Annotated in this window: 11 protein-coding genes and 1 tRNA gene; 7 read left to right on the top strand and 5 right to left on the bottom strand. The window is 42.0% G+C overall.

All coding sequences use genetic code 11. From position 1 onward, the window contains the following. Window positions 1-128: 128 nt before the first annotated feature. The 7 genes from RB622_RS04645 (at window position 129) to RB622_RS04675 (ending at window position 6,073) form a co-directional block, all read left to right on the top strand. Window positions 129-202 (top strand) — tRNA-Pro (locus RB622_RS04645). Between the two features lie 254 nt (window positions 203-456). Next, window positions 457-1,542, top strand: a complete 1,086-nt coding sequence (locus tag RB622_RS04650; protein WP_308045354.1) for a hypothetical protein — start codon at window positions 457-459, stop codon at window positions 1,540-1,542. 170 nt (window positions 1,543-1,712) lie between these two features. Continuing rightward, window positions 1,713-2,798 (top strand): DNA-binding protein, encoded by a 1,086-nt coding sequence (locus tag RB622_RS04655; RefSeq protein ID WP_308045355.1) that lies wholly within the window; start codon window positions 1,713-1,715, stop codon window positions 2,796-2,798. A 2-nt stretch (window positions 2,799-2,800) separates the two neighbouring features. Continuing rightward, window positions 2,801-3,289: a type II toxin-antitoxin system death-on-curing family toxin gene (locus RB622_RS04660; RefSeq protein WP_308045356.1), complete on the top strand. Its 489-nt coding sequence runs from the start codon at window positions 2,801-2,803 to the stop codon at window positions 3,287-3,289. Window positions 3,290-3,587: 298 nt separating this feature from the next. Continuing rightward, window positions 3,588-4,169, top strand: a complete 582-nt coding sequence (locus RB622_RS04665) for a Crp/Fnr family transcriptional regulator (RefSeq protein WP_308045357.1) — start codon at window positions 3,588-3,590, stop codon at window positions 4,167-4,169. Window positions 4,170-4,254: 85 nt separating this feature from the next. Continuing rightward, the gene (locus RB622_RS04670) at window positions 4,255-4,875 is read left to right on the top strand and encodes a hypothetical protein (RefSeq protein WP_308045358.1); all 621 of its coding nucleotides are present in this window, start codon (window positions 4,255-4,257) and stop codon (window positions 4,873-4,875) included. Window positions 4,876-5,176: 301 nt separating this feature from the next. Then, window positions 5,177-6,073, top strand: coding sequence for an Abi family protein (locus RB622_RS04675; protein ID WP_308045359.1), 897 nt, complete (start codon window positions 5,177-5,179; stop codon window positions 6,071-6,073). Between the two features lie 204 nt (window positions 6,074-6,277). On the opposite strand, the gene RB622_RS04680 is transcribed toward RB622_RS04675, so the two are convergent. The 5 genes from RB622_RS04680 to RB622_RS04700 all read right to left on the bottom strand — a co-directional run bounded on the left by RB622_RS04680 (window position 6,278) and on the right by RB622_RS04700 (window position 16,522). Beyond that, window positions 6,278-10,648 carry a fibronectin type III domain-containing protein gene (locus tag RB622_RS04680; RefSeq protein ID WP_308045360.1) on the bottom strand — a complete coding sequence of 1,457 codons (4,371 nt, stop codon included), beginning with the start codon at window positions 10,646-10,648 and terminating at the stop codon, window positions 6,278-6,280. 189 nt (window positions 10,649-10,837) lie between these two features. Next, window positions 10,838-12,022, bottom strand: coding sequence for a WG repeat-containing protein (locus tag RB622_RS04685; RefSeq protein ID WP_308045361.1), 1,185 nt, complete (start codon window positions 12,020-12,022; stop codon window positions 10,838-10,840). Window positions 12,023-12,399: 377 nt separating this feature from the next. Beyond that, on the bottom strand, window positions 12,400-12,795 hold the full coding sequence (locus tag RB622_RS04690) for a hypothetical protein (RefSeq protein WP_308045362.1): 396 nt from the start codon (window positions 12,793-12,795) through the stop codon (window positions 12,400-12,402). A gap of 669 nt (window positions 12,796-13,464) precedes the next feature. Continuing rightward, the gene (locus tag RB622_RS04695; RefSeq protein WP_308045363.1) at window positions 13,465-15,171 is read right to left on the bottom strand and encodes a PQQ-dependent sugar dehydrogenase; all 1,707 of its coding nucleotides are present in this window, start codon (window positions 15,169-15,171) and stop codon (window positions 13,465-13,467) included. A gap of 178 nt (window positions 15,172-15,349) precedes the next feature. Further along, the gene (locus RB622_RS04700; RefSeq protein ID WP_308045364.1) at window positions 15,350-16,522 is read right to left on the bottom strand and encodes an AIR synthase related protein; all 1,173 of its coding nucleotides are present in this window, start codon (window positions 16,520-16,522) and stop codon (window positions 15,350-15,352) included. Window positions 16,523-16,637 lie beyond the last annotated feature (115 nt).

Genomic DNA, 16,637 nt, shown 5'->3' on the forward strand with positions numbered 1-16,637 from the left:
TTGTCAATGTTCCATGAAAAAGTTACATGGAGCATTGACAATTTTTATAAAAAGATTATTAGATTTGCAGCCCCAAATACAGCGGAAAGATATCTTCTTTCTTTCCCTACTTGGAACAAAAACCATCACGGGATGTGGCGCAGCTCGGTAGCGTGCTTGCATGGGGTGCAAGAGGTCGCAGGTTCAAATCCTGTCATCCCGACAAAAAAACGACACTTACATATGATTTTGTAAGTGTCGTTTTTTTATAACTTCTTGGTAATTTAACAGTTAAACGTAGTCTTTAAACTACGTGCGAGCGACGTAGGTCTTTGGCCAAAACGCAAAAGCAGTTTAATTAAAACAATACGTTTTCTCGAAAATAAGAATACCTTACACCGTATGTGCTTCGGTCGAAGATCGCCTTACAATATGGCGTAGTCAGGAGACTACGCCTAATTTAATCAGGACAAAACAATGGAGAAACTGTTTGATGACAAAGAGCGGACAGAGAACCGCTACGCAAGACATCTTGAAAAATCTTATAATTTCTATGACTCAACTGCAAAGCCAGAGTTTGTGGCCGTCCGTGAAATGTTAAATGACTGGTTTTCTAGATATCCAGAAACTGACAAACGACAACTAAAAGGTGATTTTCGCACACAATTTGAGTCAGCATTTTTCGAGCTCTTCATCCATGAACTCTTTTTTCGACAAGGGTTTACATTAACTCCTCACCCGACCGTTCTTAACTCGTCTAAAAATCCAGATTTCCTAGCAAAAAAAGGTAACATAGAAATCTATTTAGAAGCCAAAGTAGCTACCGACAAAACTAATGACGAACGTACCCTCGAAAACAAGCTCGGTGCAATTTACGATAACCTCCAAAACCTGTCCAGTCCAGATTATTGGATTGACATTCAAGAAATAACTTTTAAAAGTAACAAGCAGGTGAAGTTGAGTAGAATGAAAACTCAGATTCAAACTTGGCTAGCCGAATGTCATTCTAAACAGCAACCTATGTATAATGACTACAACGATTTCGGTCGTGAATGCTTCTCCTACAATGATGATAGTGTAACAATATCACTGAGCCTGTTTCCCAGCACAATCGAAAAAGACCATCCTATCGCATCATACCTAGGTGGTAGCTATTCTGGCGGATGTGAAGAAGCCTTAATTGGAGCAATCAAAGAAAAGGGAGCTAGGTATGGGCATTTAGATAAACCATACATCGTTTGCATTAATCTTCCGGGACTTAGGTATCCACGTACAGATGAAATATACAACACCCTATTCGGTCAACGCCGCCTACTCTCGAACTCTAACATATTCGACCCTGCGCCAATCTCGACGGAAATGGATGGAATATTAAAAAATGCGACTGGCTTAAGATTTACTCAAGTCTCTGCATTCTTCATCACCAGAGTTTTTGAGTCAAACTTGCATGCGGCAGATCATTGGTTGGTCGAACATACAGAAGCAAAAAATAAGATGGACTTGCGAAAACTGTCTATCTATTCTGAAAAAATTGCAACAATTCTGTCATTAAATCAGAGCTAATAGTTTTGGATATTTTTCTATTTGCTCACTCGTAGTCATAAAATTAATTTTCAATAAAAATGATCTGTATCTTTCATAGTAAGAACCCTTTTGTTACTATGGTAATTATTGCTGCAAAATGTTCTTTCCTTACCCTTAGCAAGCATAACAAATAATTCAACATAAAATATATGAGCAAAAACCTGACAGAATCGAGCCTTGACAGGAAGAACATATTAAATAATAATTTCGCCGTACAGGAAGTCTACGAACATGTAGGGTTTTATGGAATTAAATTTGATGGGAGGTACCGTTTTACCAAGCAACAGGTAGCTCACTATTATGAAGTTGATGCACGTACGATTGATCGTCTGCTAGAAAACCATAAGGAAGAATTTGAACAAAGTGGATATGAGTTGTATAATGGGTCTACACTTAGGCGATTCAAGGATCAAGTATTTGATTTTGTGCGAGTTGCAAAAGAATCTGGGGATGTTCACGACATTCATGTCGTGAACATCCTTCAATTAACTGATAATGAACTTGATAGTTTATCAAAAACTCCTCAATTAGGTATTTTCACCTATAAAGCATTTCTGAACATTGGAATGCTTCTGACAGGTTCAGAAAACGCCCAAAGACTAAGAACAGCTATACTTGACATTGTAATAGATGTCTTGAATAAAAAACTTGGCGGTAAAACTAAATTTATTAATCAAAGGGAAGAGGAATTTCTACCAAGTCTTGTACGCGAATACAATTATCGCCAGGAATTTACTAATGCATTGGATTACTACATTACTGATAACAGATTTAAATACAGTCAACTTACCGACAAAATTTATAAATGTATTTTTAAAGAGAATGCGAAAGAATACCGTCAAATTCTGAATCTCAACGCAAAGGAAAGTGTACGCAGTACGATGTATTCGGAAGTCCTTGATTTAATTGCGGGATATGAAAATGGCTATGCCAATTATCTCAAAAACAAATCTGAAAGTTTAGAAAGGAAACTTTCATTATCGGAAGCTCACTTACTGTTTGCTGAATTTGAAAAAACGATGGAAGCTTTCGTAAATCCGCTTAGAGAAAAAGCAAGGAGTTTGATGGCTAGCAGAGATTTGGCATTCAGAGATGCTTTACATGAAAAGCTCAAAGAATATGTCAACGAAGTCAGCTCAGAAGACTTTGAAAAGTTTTTGGGCGAACGAAGTATGGATTTAGAAAAGCGGCTTGAAGATAATAAAGACGTATTCAAACGTCTTAAAGATCGATAATTATGGAGCTAATCTATTTCACAGAAGCATATGCTATCAAAATCCATGATAAAATTCTTGAAATATCCGGAGGATTGGAAGGTGTTAAAGATCTTGGAAATATTAGCAGTCCATTGCAACATATCCTAAACGATGACTATTATCCCACATTCGAAGAAAAGCTAAACCATCTGGTTTTTTCTTTTAATAAGTTTCATGGTTTTACAGATTGTAACAAACGTACATCAATTGCCTTAGGAGCCTTCTTTTTAGAAGTAAATGGCCTGGATGTTTTTGTGAATAAGTTTATCATCGAAATGGAAAATATTGCAGTAACAGTAGCTGACAATATTATTGACAAAGATCTACTTCAGGAAATTATCACTTCTATTATTAATGAAGAGGATTACAGTGAGGATCTTAAATTGAAAATTATAGCCGCACTAAGTCAAGTAGAAGAAGGAGATGTACAAGAGAATCTTGGGACTGAATTTTACAGAGATTTATATTAGATCAAAATTATCTCCGTTGGACGTAGTCTCCAGACTACGTCCGAGCGTCACCGGTCTCCGACCGAACCACAAAAAACGCATAAGCACGCTAATCCAGCGCGGGCAGCACCGCAGAGGGCTGAAAGCAACTAACGACCTTTTCCTTTGAACGCCACTTTGTCTTGGTAGGCTAAACTTAGCAAAGGATGGTAAAGATGCTGATGGGTTATTTCCGATAAGAGCCACATTGTTGGTACAATTTCATCTGAAAGTATTGTAACTTGTTGAGTGTAACAGACGACAGTAACAACATAGAACAATGCACGATTTACTATTTGACTTTATATCAAAATACATTTCTCTGACAGATGATGAAAAGAACGCTATCGTTTCTTTAGACGTATTCCGTTCTTTTAAAAAAGGAGCAGCTTTACTCAAAGAAGGACAAAAGTCTAATGACGGCTACTTTGTTCTTAAAGGTTGTATCCGAACCTATTACATCATAGGCGGAGATGAAAAAACAACCGCTTTCTACACAGAAATGGAAGCCTTGACACCGCATTGTGTTATCAACAAAGCCCCTTCCGAATATTACATATCCTGTGTGGAAGATACAATTCTGATCGTTTCAAACCCTGATATGGAAGCTGAAATGTTTAGTAAGTTTCCGAAGTTTGAAAGCCTTTGCAGAATATTGGCAGAAGAATTTTTGGCTAAACAACAAATTAATTTTGATGAGTTTAAGACTTCTTCACCCGAACAACGGTATCTGAATCTATTACAAAAGAGACCAGACCTGATTCAACGTGTTCCGCAACACCAGTTAGCAAGTTATCTGGGTATAAAACCACAATCATTAAGCAGGTTAAGGGCAAGGATTTTGGAGAAAGATAAAGGTTAAGGTTAAGCGTCATTTCTTAACTTAAGTGAACGTATTTAAGCTACCCGCCAATCTAATTTTGCAGTATCATTTAACAAGAAAAGATATGCAAAAGAAAATTTTATGCTGCGCCTTGATTTTAATGATGGCAAACACGCTACACGTTAAAGCTCAATATGCCAAACAAGACAGTACTTATAAAAAGTATTTTATAGGCAGCACCTTATTTATGCTAGCGAATTTAATACCTGATAATAATTCACCTGCAATGGTTTATGTGAATTTAGGTTATCGCATTACAGGAAAGGATGTAATTTCACTTGAATTTAAAACTTGGAAATATGCCTGGCCAATTGGCATTCCTTATGGAAAATCATTTGAAGCAGAAGGAGAAGGATTTCCAGGTTATATTCGGGAACACGGAGTTTCACTTAATTATCAAAGGTTTTTATGGAAAGGTCTTTTTGCTCAGGTGGACGTGATGCCTGCTTTTCAAACTTTTGTCAATGATGGTAACAAGATTGACAAGGGCTTTCAAATCTTCAACACATATTCCATTGGTTATCACATTAAACTTTTCAAGGACAGGTTTTTTGTACAACCTTCCATAGCAATGACTCATCGTCCCTATCAATCAAAAATGCCTGATTCGTTTAAACAGGTTGACGATAGATGGCCAAGAGTCTTCTTCTGGCAGCCGGGCCTTCATTTTGGGTATAATTTTTAAAACTACAATGATTAGTTGAAGGCGTTATTTGCACCAAATACGCGCCCCGTTAGGCGTAGTCTCCAGACTACGCCCGAGCGTCTCCAGTCTCTGACCAAACTACAAAGCAGCTGAGTCAATACAATAGGTCTTTAACTAAGGATAGAGAATACTCAGATTCCATTATTTTAATCAAATTCCGACTAATATAGTCCTCTCTTGTACAAAGCGCACAAAATATACTATATTTGTATCAACATGTTCACCCCCCTTCCCGTAAGAACAGGGCGCTTAGGGTGAACTTTTTATTTTTACAGCCTGTATGAATAAGGTTCAATATTCAAAACCTCCTCTAACATTTCAAGAGCAACTTCAACAACTAAAAGACAGAGGGATGGTTTTTGAGGATGAACCAAAAGCTCTTCATCTATTAGAAACTGTAAGTTATTATCGCCTGAGCGGATATTGGTATCCCTTACTAACTGATAAGCAAAAACATACATTTAAACCTAATAGCAGCTTCACCACTGCGTTTCAATTATACTGCTTCGACCGTGATCTACGCTCTTTAATTATTTCAGAATTGGAAAAAATTGAAGTAGGCATACGAGCTAAAATGATCTATATTTTATCTCATAAGCATGACTGTTTCTGGTTTCAGCAGAATGCTTTATTTCGTGACCCCGTGCAACATGGAAAAACACTTACCAAAATCGGAGAGGAATATAAGCGCAGCGATGAAGAATTCATAAAAGCATTTCGTAACAAATATTCTGATCCACTTCCTCCGGCATGGATGATCATGGAAATCACCTCGTTTGGGACATTATCCATACTATACAAGAATTTGAATCCAAGTAAAGAAAAGCGTGAAATAGCCCATCATTTTGGACTTCCGGATTCAGTATTCGAGACCTGGCTACATAGTATTGTCTACCTAAGAAATATATGCGCGCACCACACCAGACTATGGAACAGATCCATGAGCATTCGCCCGGAAATGCCCCGATCTCCAAAGAAAACCTGGCTTGCAAATAAAAATATCCGAAATAGCAGGACTTATTTCATGCTGTCCATGGTGAGGTTTTTATTGCAAACTGTCAACCCAAATACACGATTTACAGAAAAGTTAAAAACGCTTTTGAAAAAGTATCCTAACGTCGATACAGGAGCTATGGATTTCCCGGTTGATTGGGAGAATGAAATATTATGCCAATGAAGCAATGAATATCATTTCAATCAAGAAATAAACCAGATTTTGAAGACCGTTTGATTAGTACCTTTAGCTACCAGGCAATGTCTGCTAAATACATTGAATATATCTGTTTTCGTTTTTTGGGTGATTGTTATTACACCACAAAGGAAAACAGCACCTGTGACAGCTTATGCCATAGGTAAATCCTGTCAGAAAAAATACTCTCCCCTACTCCTTCACAATCTTCCACGAGCTCTTCCGCCCTTTCTCGTTTAACCGCAAAATGTACAGTCCCGGCGATAATAGCTGAATATCAATTTCAGAGAACATGGTTTTCGACGCTTTTTGGGTTCCGCTTTGAAATAACTTTCCATTCACACCATAAATACTCCATTGAAAAGGCTCTTTCCAGGATCGTTTATTTTTTAACAGCAGCAGTCCGGAAGCAGGATTCGGGTAAACAGTTATTCCGAAAGACGGCGGCTCACTGCCTACAACCAACGATACCGTCACGGTGCGTTTTCCCAAAATTGTTCCATAGCCACATACATTGCGGACGGAATCCAGCGAGAAGACCCGTTCCTGCCCGATCAGCAGCATTCTAACCAAACTCGTCTGACTGACATTTCCGCTGAGTGTATCGGCGCCATAGCTCAGGTAATAATACACCGGCAGACTTCCTGTGAAGCTAAACTGTACCTTTACTTCTTCGGTATTTACAATGGTTTCCTTATCCAGAACAAAACTTCCGGTCGCGGTTTTATGAATGGGAATTACATCAGAGCTATTCTGCGTAAAAACCAATGGTGAATCCAGCGCTTTCACCCGAACACGGTAACGATCCCCTTCCGGAATAGCGCCGGGCAGCACAGTAAGAATAGGATTAGAACTTCCATTTCCCAAAACAACGGGCGCATTAAAATTACCATTCCGATCAGAAAGCTCAACAGCGTAAGTCCTTTTATCATCAGGCCCTACTACCGTGTAAGCCACAGCAAGGGAATCTCCTGTGCAAAGCGCTGTTCTCGAAGCAACGGTTATTCTCGACACCTGCGTTACTGTCAAAACAGGTTCCTGAACAATGACCTGAACACTCCCCGTTGCCTGCCCTGTCCCGCAGCTGTTGGAAACTGTTTTCACTGAATAGGTCTGTGAATTAACCGGTCGGACTTCAACGGACTTTTCCGCAACGGTAGAATTCCCACTGCTGTTATCCGAAAGCACATAATTCCACGGGCCCTCTCCTTCGAACTTCACACCGATCAAAAAAGGCTGCCCTCTCCAGATGGTAGCAATTTCAGCCGGAACAACCGTCGCCTTCGGAAGTGCCTTGATCTGAATTTCCGAGCTTTCAAGCTGATCCATGAACGCGCTTTTTGTCACGATCTTGATTCTGTATTTTCCAGCTGCCATATTACCGGGAAGTTTTGCCGAAATAGGCGAACGGACGCCTTCGGCCAGCGGTACGTCCCCGGAGGCAGTCACCAGGCGGGCTTCATAAACGAGAGGAAAACCTGATTCGTTGCCAAGCGCGGTAAACTGTACACGCACGGAATCACCGGCGCAAAACTGCGGCGCTTCTACGGAGGTTTTGGCCAGTTTGAATTGCTTCGAGGCTGGCGGAGGTGCCAGCGTGGCCGGCATACTGATTAATTGTGCGTCAAAAGTAAAGGGATCCAGGGTCGGATTAACCGGAAATCCTCCTCCGATCTTTGGCGTTAAATAATAACTCACCAGTATGTAATTTACACCATAATTAAATCCCGCATTACTCAGCGTATAGGTTATTTCCTCCCTTCCCTCCGCAATATCCCTCGGAGACGTGCTTTGTTGTATAACAGCTTCCTGTCCGTTGATCAGGATCGTCTGCAAACTGGTGGTGTAGGACCTTCTGGTTGCCAGGTTTTTGTCCCGTTGCAGGGTCAGTTTAAAACCGGCATAGGTGGCCGTAGAGCCATTTAATATAAAACTCCGCCTGAACCACAGTCTTTCAGCCGGCACAAACACCCGCTCGATCAATGCGTTGGAGAGCTTGAATCCCTCGTCCGTATGCCCAAGGCCTATAATTCCCTTTCCCGGCATTTCAAATGCAGGGGGAGAAAAAGTCCAGGAAACCACGCATTGTTCATTCAGCTTGACGCCTTTGGTTGAAAAACCGGCGGACAAAGGAAACAGCCATTCCGCCCGAAAAGGGATAAGGGTATCACCAACCACGGTGCCCCTCGGGTTGGTGACGTTGACGATAAACGTATCGGCCAGGAATCCGTTCTGGTCCCGGACATAGAAAGTACTGTTATTGTTAGGCCCCAGACTGAGCTCACGTACCCCGGAGGCAATCAGCTGATTGGGCTGCGCCGACGAATACCACCGATAATCGCCGATCCAGGAAGCCTTCAACTTGACAATATCGCCACCGTTCTGCAAAGTAGTGGTTGTTTTTTTATTCACATCCTTCATCACCACAAAGGAATCCGCGATGACATAGTTTGGCGACACGTCGGATTCCTTAATAAACTTCACGTCGAGCCGGTTTTCCTGAAAGAGAAGTTCGATGGATCCGCCTTTATCATGATAAAAATCGGTTGTGTTATCCCCTGTCAGATTATCCAAAGGAGGCGAAGTGTCAAAAGGAGGTGTGGAAATACTGGGGTGTTTGACTTTGGCCGGGTCATCGTAACCGGAGTCATTGACATAGACAATGGTGCCGTTGTTGTTCACATTACCAAAAAATCCCCTGCCTGCCGATCCGGACAGAATATAAGAATAGGCTGTTTCACTGTTTGACTTCACATAGGGAGGAGAGGCGGGATATCGGCCCAGATTATTTCCCGGCTGATAAGAATCGGTGGTACGGGCGGCATTCCCCTTTTTCCTGATCATCCCCGCCCGTAAATAGGCGTGTGTATGCGATACCAGCAAAGCATCGACATGATATTCAGGCCTTTCCAAAATAGGCAGCAACTTTTCCCGAACTCTTTTCAAATCTTTTTCGTCAGGAAAATGTCCGATCGTAGAGAAGGGCGGCAAATGGAAAGTAACGATTGTCCATTTTTTTGTATTTGCAGTTAAATCTTTGATTAGCCACTTCACCTGTGGCAGGTCATCGATAGGCGTGTTAAAATTGTAATCCAGTGCAATTGAGTTTTTGCTGAGGATTTCTTTTATGGTCAGAAATGGCTCAAGCCAGTTATCCGCAATGTTATCCTTTTCAATCAGTGGCGGGTTCAAAACCACAAAATGTACATCCCCCTGATTGAAAGAGTAATACCCTTTTTTATTCAACGTAGATTCTCCACCGATTTGGGCACTGTCAGGATAGGAAAATGTTGAAAAACTGGCTGCTGATTGTTTGTGATACGCTTTCCTGACGTAATACCTGTTGCCATCGCTATGCAAATAGCTAGGGTCAGGGTCGTAATCATGATTTCCGATGACAGTCCAGGATGGTATATGCGAAAGAAGCTGCTGGTCATTCGGTCGGTTATAAAATCTGAACAGGGTGGTGTCCAGTGCCAGTTGAAAGCCCTCATAGCCCTGCGTATTTGAATTGTCACCCAAAAACACAATGCCGTCTACATTTGGATTATTTCGGGAATTCAGGTAAGCCAGATAAGCATTCCGTACTTTAAAGGGTCTTGTATTCAGATGAGTGCCCGCTCCGGAATCTCCCAGCAACCAGAAACGCAGCGGGTGGCTGGTATCCGTGGGAGCAGGCAGGGTACGAAAATAGTTCACCGCAGAATTGTATTGCAATAACTGAAAGCTGTTGCCGCTGTTATAACCCACGCTATAATAGTATTTCGTATCCGGAAAAAGATTTTTAAGTAAAACACTATGCATCGTATCTCGGGTTGCAACGGCAACTTCGGTGTAGGAAGCCAAATCCGGACTGGTACCATATCGAACGGTCGCCGTGGAAGTTACATTCGTGTACCAACGCACCGTCATCTGATTGTAAGAGGCGAGCTGAAGGTAAGGATGCCTGAAAAGAGAAACCGGTGTTACGTCTCCTTCCAACTGAAGATCAAAAAGAATATCACTGCTCGTTTCTCCGACCTGATGTACTTGAGCCGAAATAATATTGCTGCCTTCCTGAAAAAATGAAGGGCTCAGCTGCATATCAATGGTAAGCGAATCTCCGGCTGAACGCGTGTAAAGACTATCGGGATTGGCATTCATGTTTTTACGGGTCACTTCCACACCGTTTACATAAATGACGATACCATCGTCAAAATAAGCCCTTAACCTGTAACTATTCTTCGCAGCCGCATTGGTGATGTTTACTGTTTTACGAAAATAAAAAACCTTATGATTAGGCGTGCGGTTATTCGGTCCCCGTTGCAGGAGTGTCCGATAGAAATAATTCCCAAAGGCAAACGGAGCTGGTCTGTAAAGCCAGCCACTGTCATCAAATCCAGCTAAACGCCAATTATTGGTATTAAAAACGGTGCCATTATCCAGATACTTCCAATCGGACTGGTAAGCAATAATCGTTTCAGCTTTGCTTGTCAACGTAATCAATAAGAGGCTCAGGAGAAATATCCTGTGAAAAATGGAGGCGGATCGGGAAGCAAGGAAAGAATAGAGGTTAGTTCCCATAACATATAAAGTTTAAATGGATACCACTCTCTAATATATGTATTTTAAAGGAGAAAAAATAGGATAATTATCGGTTTATTCATTAAAAATCAGCCGATTATCAGGATCATTTATTTAACCGCAAACGTGCATCGTCACAGGCAGATATCAAGACATTTTGGCCCGTTTAAATAAGCCTCACAACGTCCGTCAGTCCTTATTTTTCTGTCTTGCTCTTTTTACAAACCGCCAGGGCGCAATCGCCAAAACAACCAGCCCTAACAATATCAATCCGCCTTTCCAATACCCCGAAATTCGTTTAAACTTCACACTGCCGTTTGGTAAAACTTCATAAAAAAGTCCGAATCTTTCCGTTTCAACCATATCTTCCCGGAAAGGTGCTGCTTCGCTGAACCATTCTTTCGTAATCACTTTCCCGCTGGTATCGATGTAGCCATACTTATTATCCAGCTGTATCATCGCCACACCGTGCTTGAAATAGGATGCGGACTGGTAGATAATCGGCGTGGTAATTTTACCCGTCGTATCGATATGCCCAAACTTGCCATTCAGGGAAACAGAAGCCCGGTTTTCATCCATAAAACGTCCGGCATAATCGTACAAAAACGGAATAACCGTTTCGCCTTTTTTATTGATACAGCCCCATTTCCCATCCTTTTTCACCCAATAACGCCCAAGGGAAGGTTTTTGTGTGTCATCATAAAGAAAAGGAATGACAATCTCTCCGGTTTTTGAACTGACATAACCAAACTTATCGCCGTATTTTACCCGCGCCAAGCCCCGTCCCGAATGTTTATAAATCAGGTCAATGTCATCCAGTGCGACGGGCACGCGCAGGATCAGGTTTTTATCGATAATACCGAATTTCCCCTTGTAATAAAAACGAAAAGGTTCCTTTGCTTTTTTAATATCCGCTTCGGTATATTTCCCGAAATTCCAGCAGAGTGTCGTCAGATTCCCGTTGACATACCAGATAAAATCCTCCTGACAATCATGATTGGCCACATAAGCTTCCGTTGCATTCGCAATCAGGAAATCCCTCGTAAATAACGTCACGGGCACTTTGTAAATTTCTTTTCCAAGTGTATCCAGGTAGGATAATCCGTATTGCTTGCCGACCGGATAAATCACGTACGTAATTCCATCCCGAAAATCCCCTGCACCATAGTAAACGGGCGGAATCACAATCTTGCCCGCTTTATTGAGGTAGCCATGCATCCCAATTGCGCCCCTGTGATTTTCAAAAGGGACAAATTCTGCAAGTCCGTTTGAAAATTTGCCAATATCCCTGTACGCCGGTGTGAGTTTCTTCCCGTTTTTGTCCACCAGATAACTGCTATATTTTTCACCGGATTTCTCTATGCTTTTAACCACATAAATATCTTTATAAGCCTGATGTTCATGATACTTATCGAGCCATACGGACTTATCTGCCCACGATTTTTCAACGCTAAAAAAGTTAAAAAACAGGAGTGTAAAAACACTAAAAATGAAATATGCTTAACAATCATATGGTTTCTTTTTGGCAAATCAGAGGTTCAATACGCCTCTCAAATTAACAACTAAATTATTAGTTATAATGTATTTTAAGGAAATAATTTTCGGTAAGCCGTTAATAAGATGGTAAGTTAAATTACTTTTTTGAAAAAAAAACCACCAAATCAAGCACGCAGGCTTGTTTTGATGGTTTTCTGCTGGTAGAATTTCCCTGACAATGATCAGGTTAAAACGATTCGATCCCATTTAAATATTTACCCCAAAGAGATTGTTCTGAACGTTTTTTCATCATGCGTATTCAATTCTATGTCTTTGATCTGCTTGCTGCCTCCTTCGGTTAAAATCAGTTTATAGGATCCATCGGGAAGTGCGTTCAGGTCAAAACGGGTACGGGTCGCGCTATCCTTTTTCGGGATTGACTTGGTTACCAGGGTATGTCCGTTTTCATCAATCAGGGAGAGTAGCGCCGTTTGGGGCACCGACTTGATAACAACAATATCAAGTTTTCCGGCACTTGTTTCTGCTACTATAAATCCGGGGTTTTCAGTTTGGTTAACTGTGCTGGTGGGCGTGGTTGTCGATTGTGCAAAACTTGCGGAAGAAACGGCAAGCGAAAATGCGGCTACTACGGATGCGATAAGCGTTTTCATGGTTTTGGCTGTTTTAATGTGATTGTTTTTGTTTCGCAGCAGCAGTTTGCTCCTGACTTCTGATACAAGAGTACGACGTTTCGGACCGGTGTAAAAACGAAATCGACGGAGAGGCAAAGAATCACGTCAGAGAGCAATAAAAATACGTAAACAACTAAAAACAAGGTAGTTATTTACTAAAAATCACGATTAATCGACCAAAATCGTTGACTCATAGACTGAGAAGGACAATTCATTGATTTTGCGGCGATCGTATACTGGCGCTCCCACGCTGCGGCTATTTAAAAGCAACGTTGACCAACACGCATATTTCAATTTTAAAGAGAAGCTATACTCACCCAGTTGTCAAAGCAGTACCGGGTCGGGAGGCGAGAATACGAGGACTAACCGCAGCCAAAATCACCAGCCGTTCCGAAGGAACGATATTTTTCAATTCCGTATCATTGCTACCGCGCGGCGGACCGCCAACGAAATGTTCCTATCGGAACAAAACACCGAAACCTCCTTATGCCCTTGTCCCATCGGGACATTTCGTTGGTAGCAGGGGTAGATCGATCTGATTTTCGTTCCGTAGGAACGTTTCGTGGTATAGATCTAATTAATTAGAAATGAAAAGAATTTTAAACGATGGGTAAAATTAGGGAGAAGCCTTTCCAATGTTTGTAATACCTATTGCGAAATCAGCACCTTTTGATTCACCACCTTACTTTCTCCCTGCAAACGAACCACGTACATCCCAGCCGCCATGGTTCCAAGAGGTACGCCGATATTGCCCTTTTTATTGGTGATATCCTGTTTTAATAAAATGCTGCCGTTCACACCGACCAACTCGATTGATGTGAAAGGTTCTTCAAGTACTACATTCATCATCCTGTTATCAATGAAAGAAGGCCGGACAAAATTTGCGCTCAGATCATCACCATCCCGACTAACGCTGAGTATTTTGGAGTATTTAAAGCGATCATCATTATCCACCATTTTCAATCGGTAATACGTTGTATTTCTCGTCATGATGTTATGCGAAAAATGATATACACCGCCGTTGGGAAAACTTTGTGAGACGACGGTTCCAATTTTATCAAACCTTTTGGCATCGGTGCTGTATTCCACATCAAATTGCCTAAAATTCTTCTCCATTGCCGTTTTCCAGCTCAGCTGAACACTTTCAAGGCCGGGAGTCGCGGTAAAACTTACGAGTTCCACAGGCAAAGGATTGGCGGGAGACAGTGCATAAACGGTACCCCCGGTTAAACTTACTGCAAAAATTTCACCATTTTCGGTTTCTCCAAAATCGGAAATTCCCGTATAAATGGATGTTTGCACGGTGGTTGTCATTTCCGGATCATCGACCGGACCAACAACATGTATATCGCCGGAGAAATAATCGGCGCCAACGTAATAGCCCTGCATCAAGGGTTTGGATATTCCCCGATAAACCACGCCGCCCACCACAGACCTCCCCGCCGCGGATCCGGTCGTATAGGTATGTACAGGAAAATGAAACTGGGCTATCGGCGGACAGCCACCCGTTAAATGGGCGTTATCCCCTTCATAACAGCGCCATCCAAAATTAGCACCTGAAGTCGTCGCCGCTGTTTTGTGATTAATTTCCTCTTCGGAACCCTGCCCGACATCGCCAATCCACATGTCATTTGTCTGCCTGTCGAAACTCCACCGGAACGGATTTCTAAGTCCTGTGGCGAAGATTTCATTTTTGGGAACATTACCAGCCGGGTAGGGATTATTAGCAGGATTGGTATAAAACGGAGCCGTTGCGGAAGTATTCACATTGATCCTAAGCATTTTACCAAGCAAAACGGTGGCATTTTGTGCATTGTTACTGGGGTCATTACCGCTTCCCCCGTCACCGGTTGAAAGATATAAATAGCCATCGGTTCCAAAATGCAGTTCACCGCCATTGTGATTTGACTGTCCGGGATGCGGAATGGTAAGCACCACGACACCGGAAGCAGCATTGGCAATATTCGGGTCGGCGCTCACCTGAAATCTTTTTATTTCCAGATTTCCCGCAGCATTGACGTAATAGACAAAGAAAAATCCATTGGTTTCATAATTGGGGTGAAACGCCAAACTTAGCAAGCCCTGCTCACCGCCGGTCAGTAATCCAGTGACAGTTAAGAAAGTACCAATATTGGCGTAATTATTATCATAAACCAGGATAGTCCCGCCTTTTTGAACAATGAAAATACGGTTTGAACCATCTCCCGCGTGTACAAGCTGCATGGGAGAACTTAATCCGGTAATAACCGGGTCGAAGGCAATCGTAGGCTGAGCAACGGAAACGCGCAGGGCAAAACAAAAAAACAGCAAAGTATGAAGGCATACCTTGCTGTACGTTGAGTTAAATTTTTCCATGGTTCCTGAAATATTATAAGTGAGAAACACCCGAACTAGTTTGTAAAACTAATTCTAAAATTTTCATGCCAGAAAAAACACAAACCCTTATTATCAATGGATTACAAAAAAAAGGTTGTAAAAGCAATACTTGATTAGCCGTTACAACCTTTAAAAATATTAAATACCTTAAAGAAACCTACTCATACAAAAACGTCCCAGCCTCGCTTGAAATCGTTAATTTCTTAACAGGCGAAGCTTCAACACGGCCGATAATCTGAGCCTCGATACCAAACGACCTGGATAATTCGATCACCCTGGCTGCGTGTTCTGCGGATAAATATATTTCAAGACGATGCCCCATGTTGAACACCTTATACATTTCCTGCCATGACGTACCGCTTTCTTCCTGGATTAAACGGAACAAAGAAGGCACCGGCAAAAGGTTATCTTTAATGATATGAAGGTTATCGATAAAATGTAAAATCTTGGTCTGGGCTCCACCGCTGCAATGCACCATGCCATGGATATGCGGACGAAGTTCATCCAGTAAAGCTTTCGCAACCGGCGCGTAAGTTCTTGTCGGTGAAAGAATTAGTTGTCCCACATTAAGGGGCGTTCCTTCCACAGGGTCGGTCAGCTTTTTCGAACCGCTGTATATCAGGTCGCTATTTACTTCCGGATCAAAACTCTCGGAATACTTTTCCGCAAGGTATTTGCCCAGCACATCATGGCGGGCCGAAGTTAATCCGTTGCTCCCCATCCCTCCGTTGTAAGAAGTTTCATAGGTAGACTGGCCCGCAGAGGCAAGCCCAACAATGACATCTCCTGCCAGGATATTGGCATTGTCCACCACCTCAGATCTTTTCATGCGGGCAATCACGGTACTGTTGACGGTCACTGTGCGTACCAGGTCACCTACGTCGGCAGTTTCACCACCCGTGCTATAAATCTCCACACCATAACTACGCAGCATTTCCAGGATTTCCTCCGCTCCGTTGATCACTTCTGCAATCACTTCGCCTGGAATTCTGTTTTTATTCCTGTCAATGGTCGAAGAGTACAACATGGGGCCGGTTGCACCCACACACAATAAATCATCCGTATTCATGACAATCGCATCCTGTGCTATGCCTTTCCAAACCGAAATATCTCCGGTTTCTTTCCAATATAAATAAGCCAGCGAAGTCTTTGTCCCCGCGCCGTCCGCGTGCATGATCGTGCAATACTCAGGATCACCGGCCAGCGTATCAGGAACAATTTTACAGAAAGCTTTTGGATACAGCCCTTTATCAATGTTCTCGATTGCCTTATGAACATCTTCTTTCGATGCAGATACGCCGCGTTGCAAATAACGATCGGTGGTTTCCATGCAATAGGTATAGTTAATTCTTGAATAATCTTTTTGAAGGGCACAAAAATAGCAAAAAAGATGGGGGGAATGAAGCTAAGTGTAAGGAATGAAGAATAGAAACCCTGAATTGCTG

Source organism: Dyadobacter sp. LHD-138, assembly GCF_030929615.1.
GTDB lineage: Bacteria > Bacteroidota > Bacteroidia > Cytophagales > Spirosomataceae > Dyadobacter.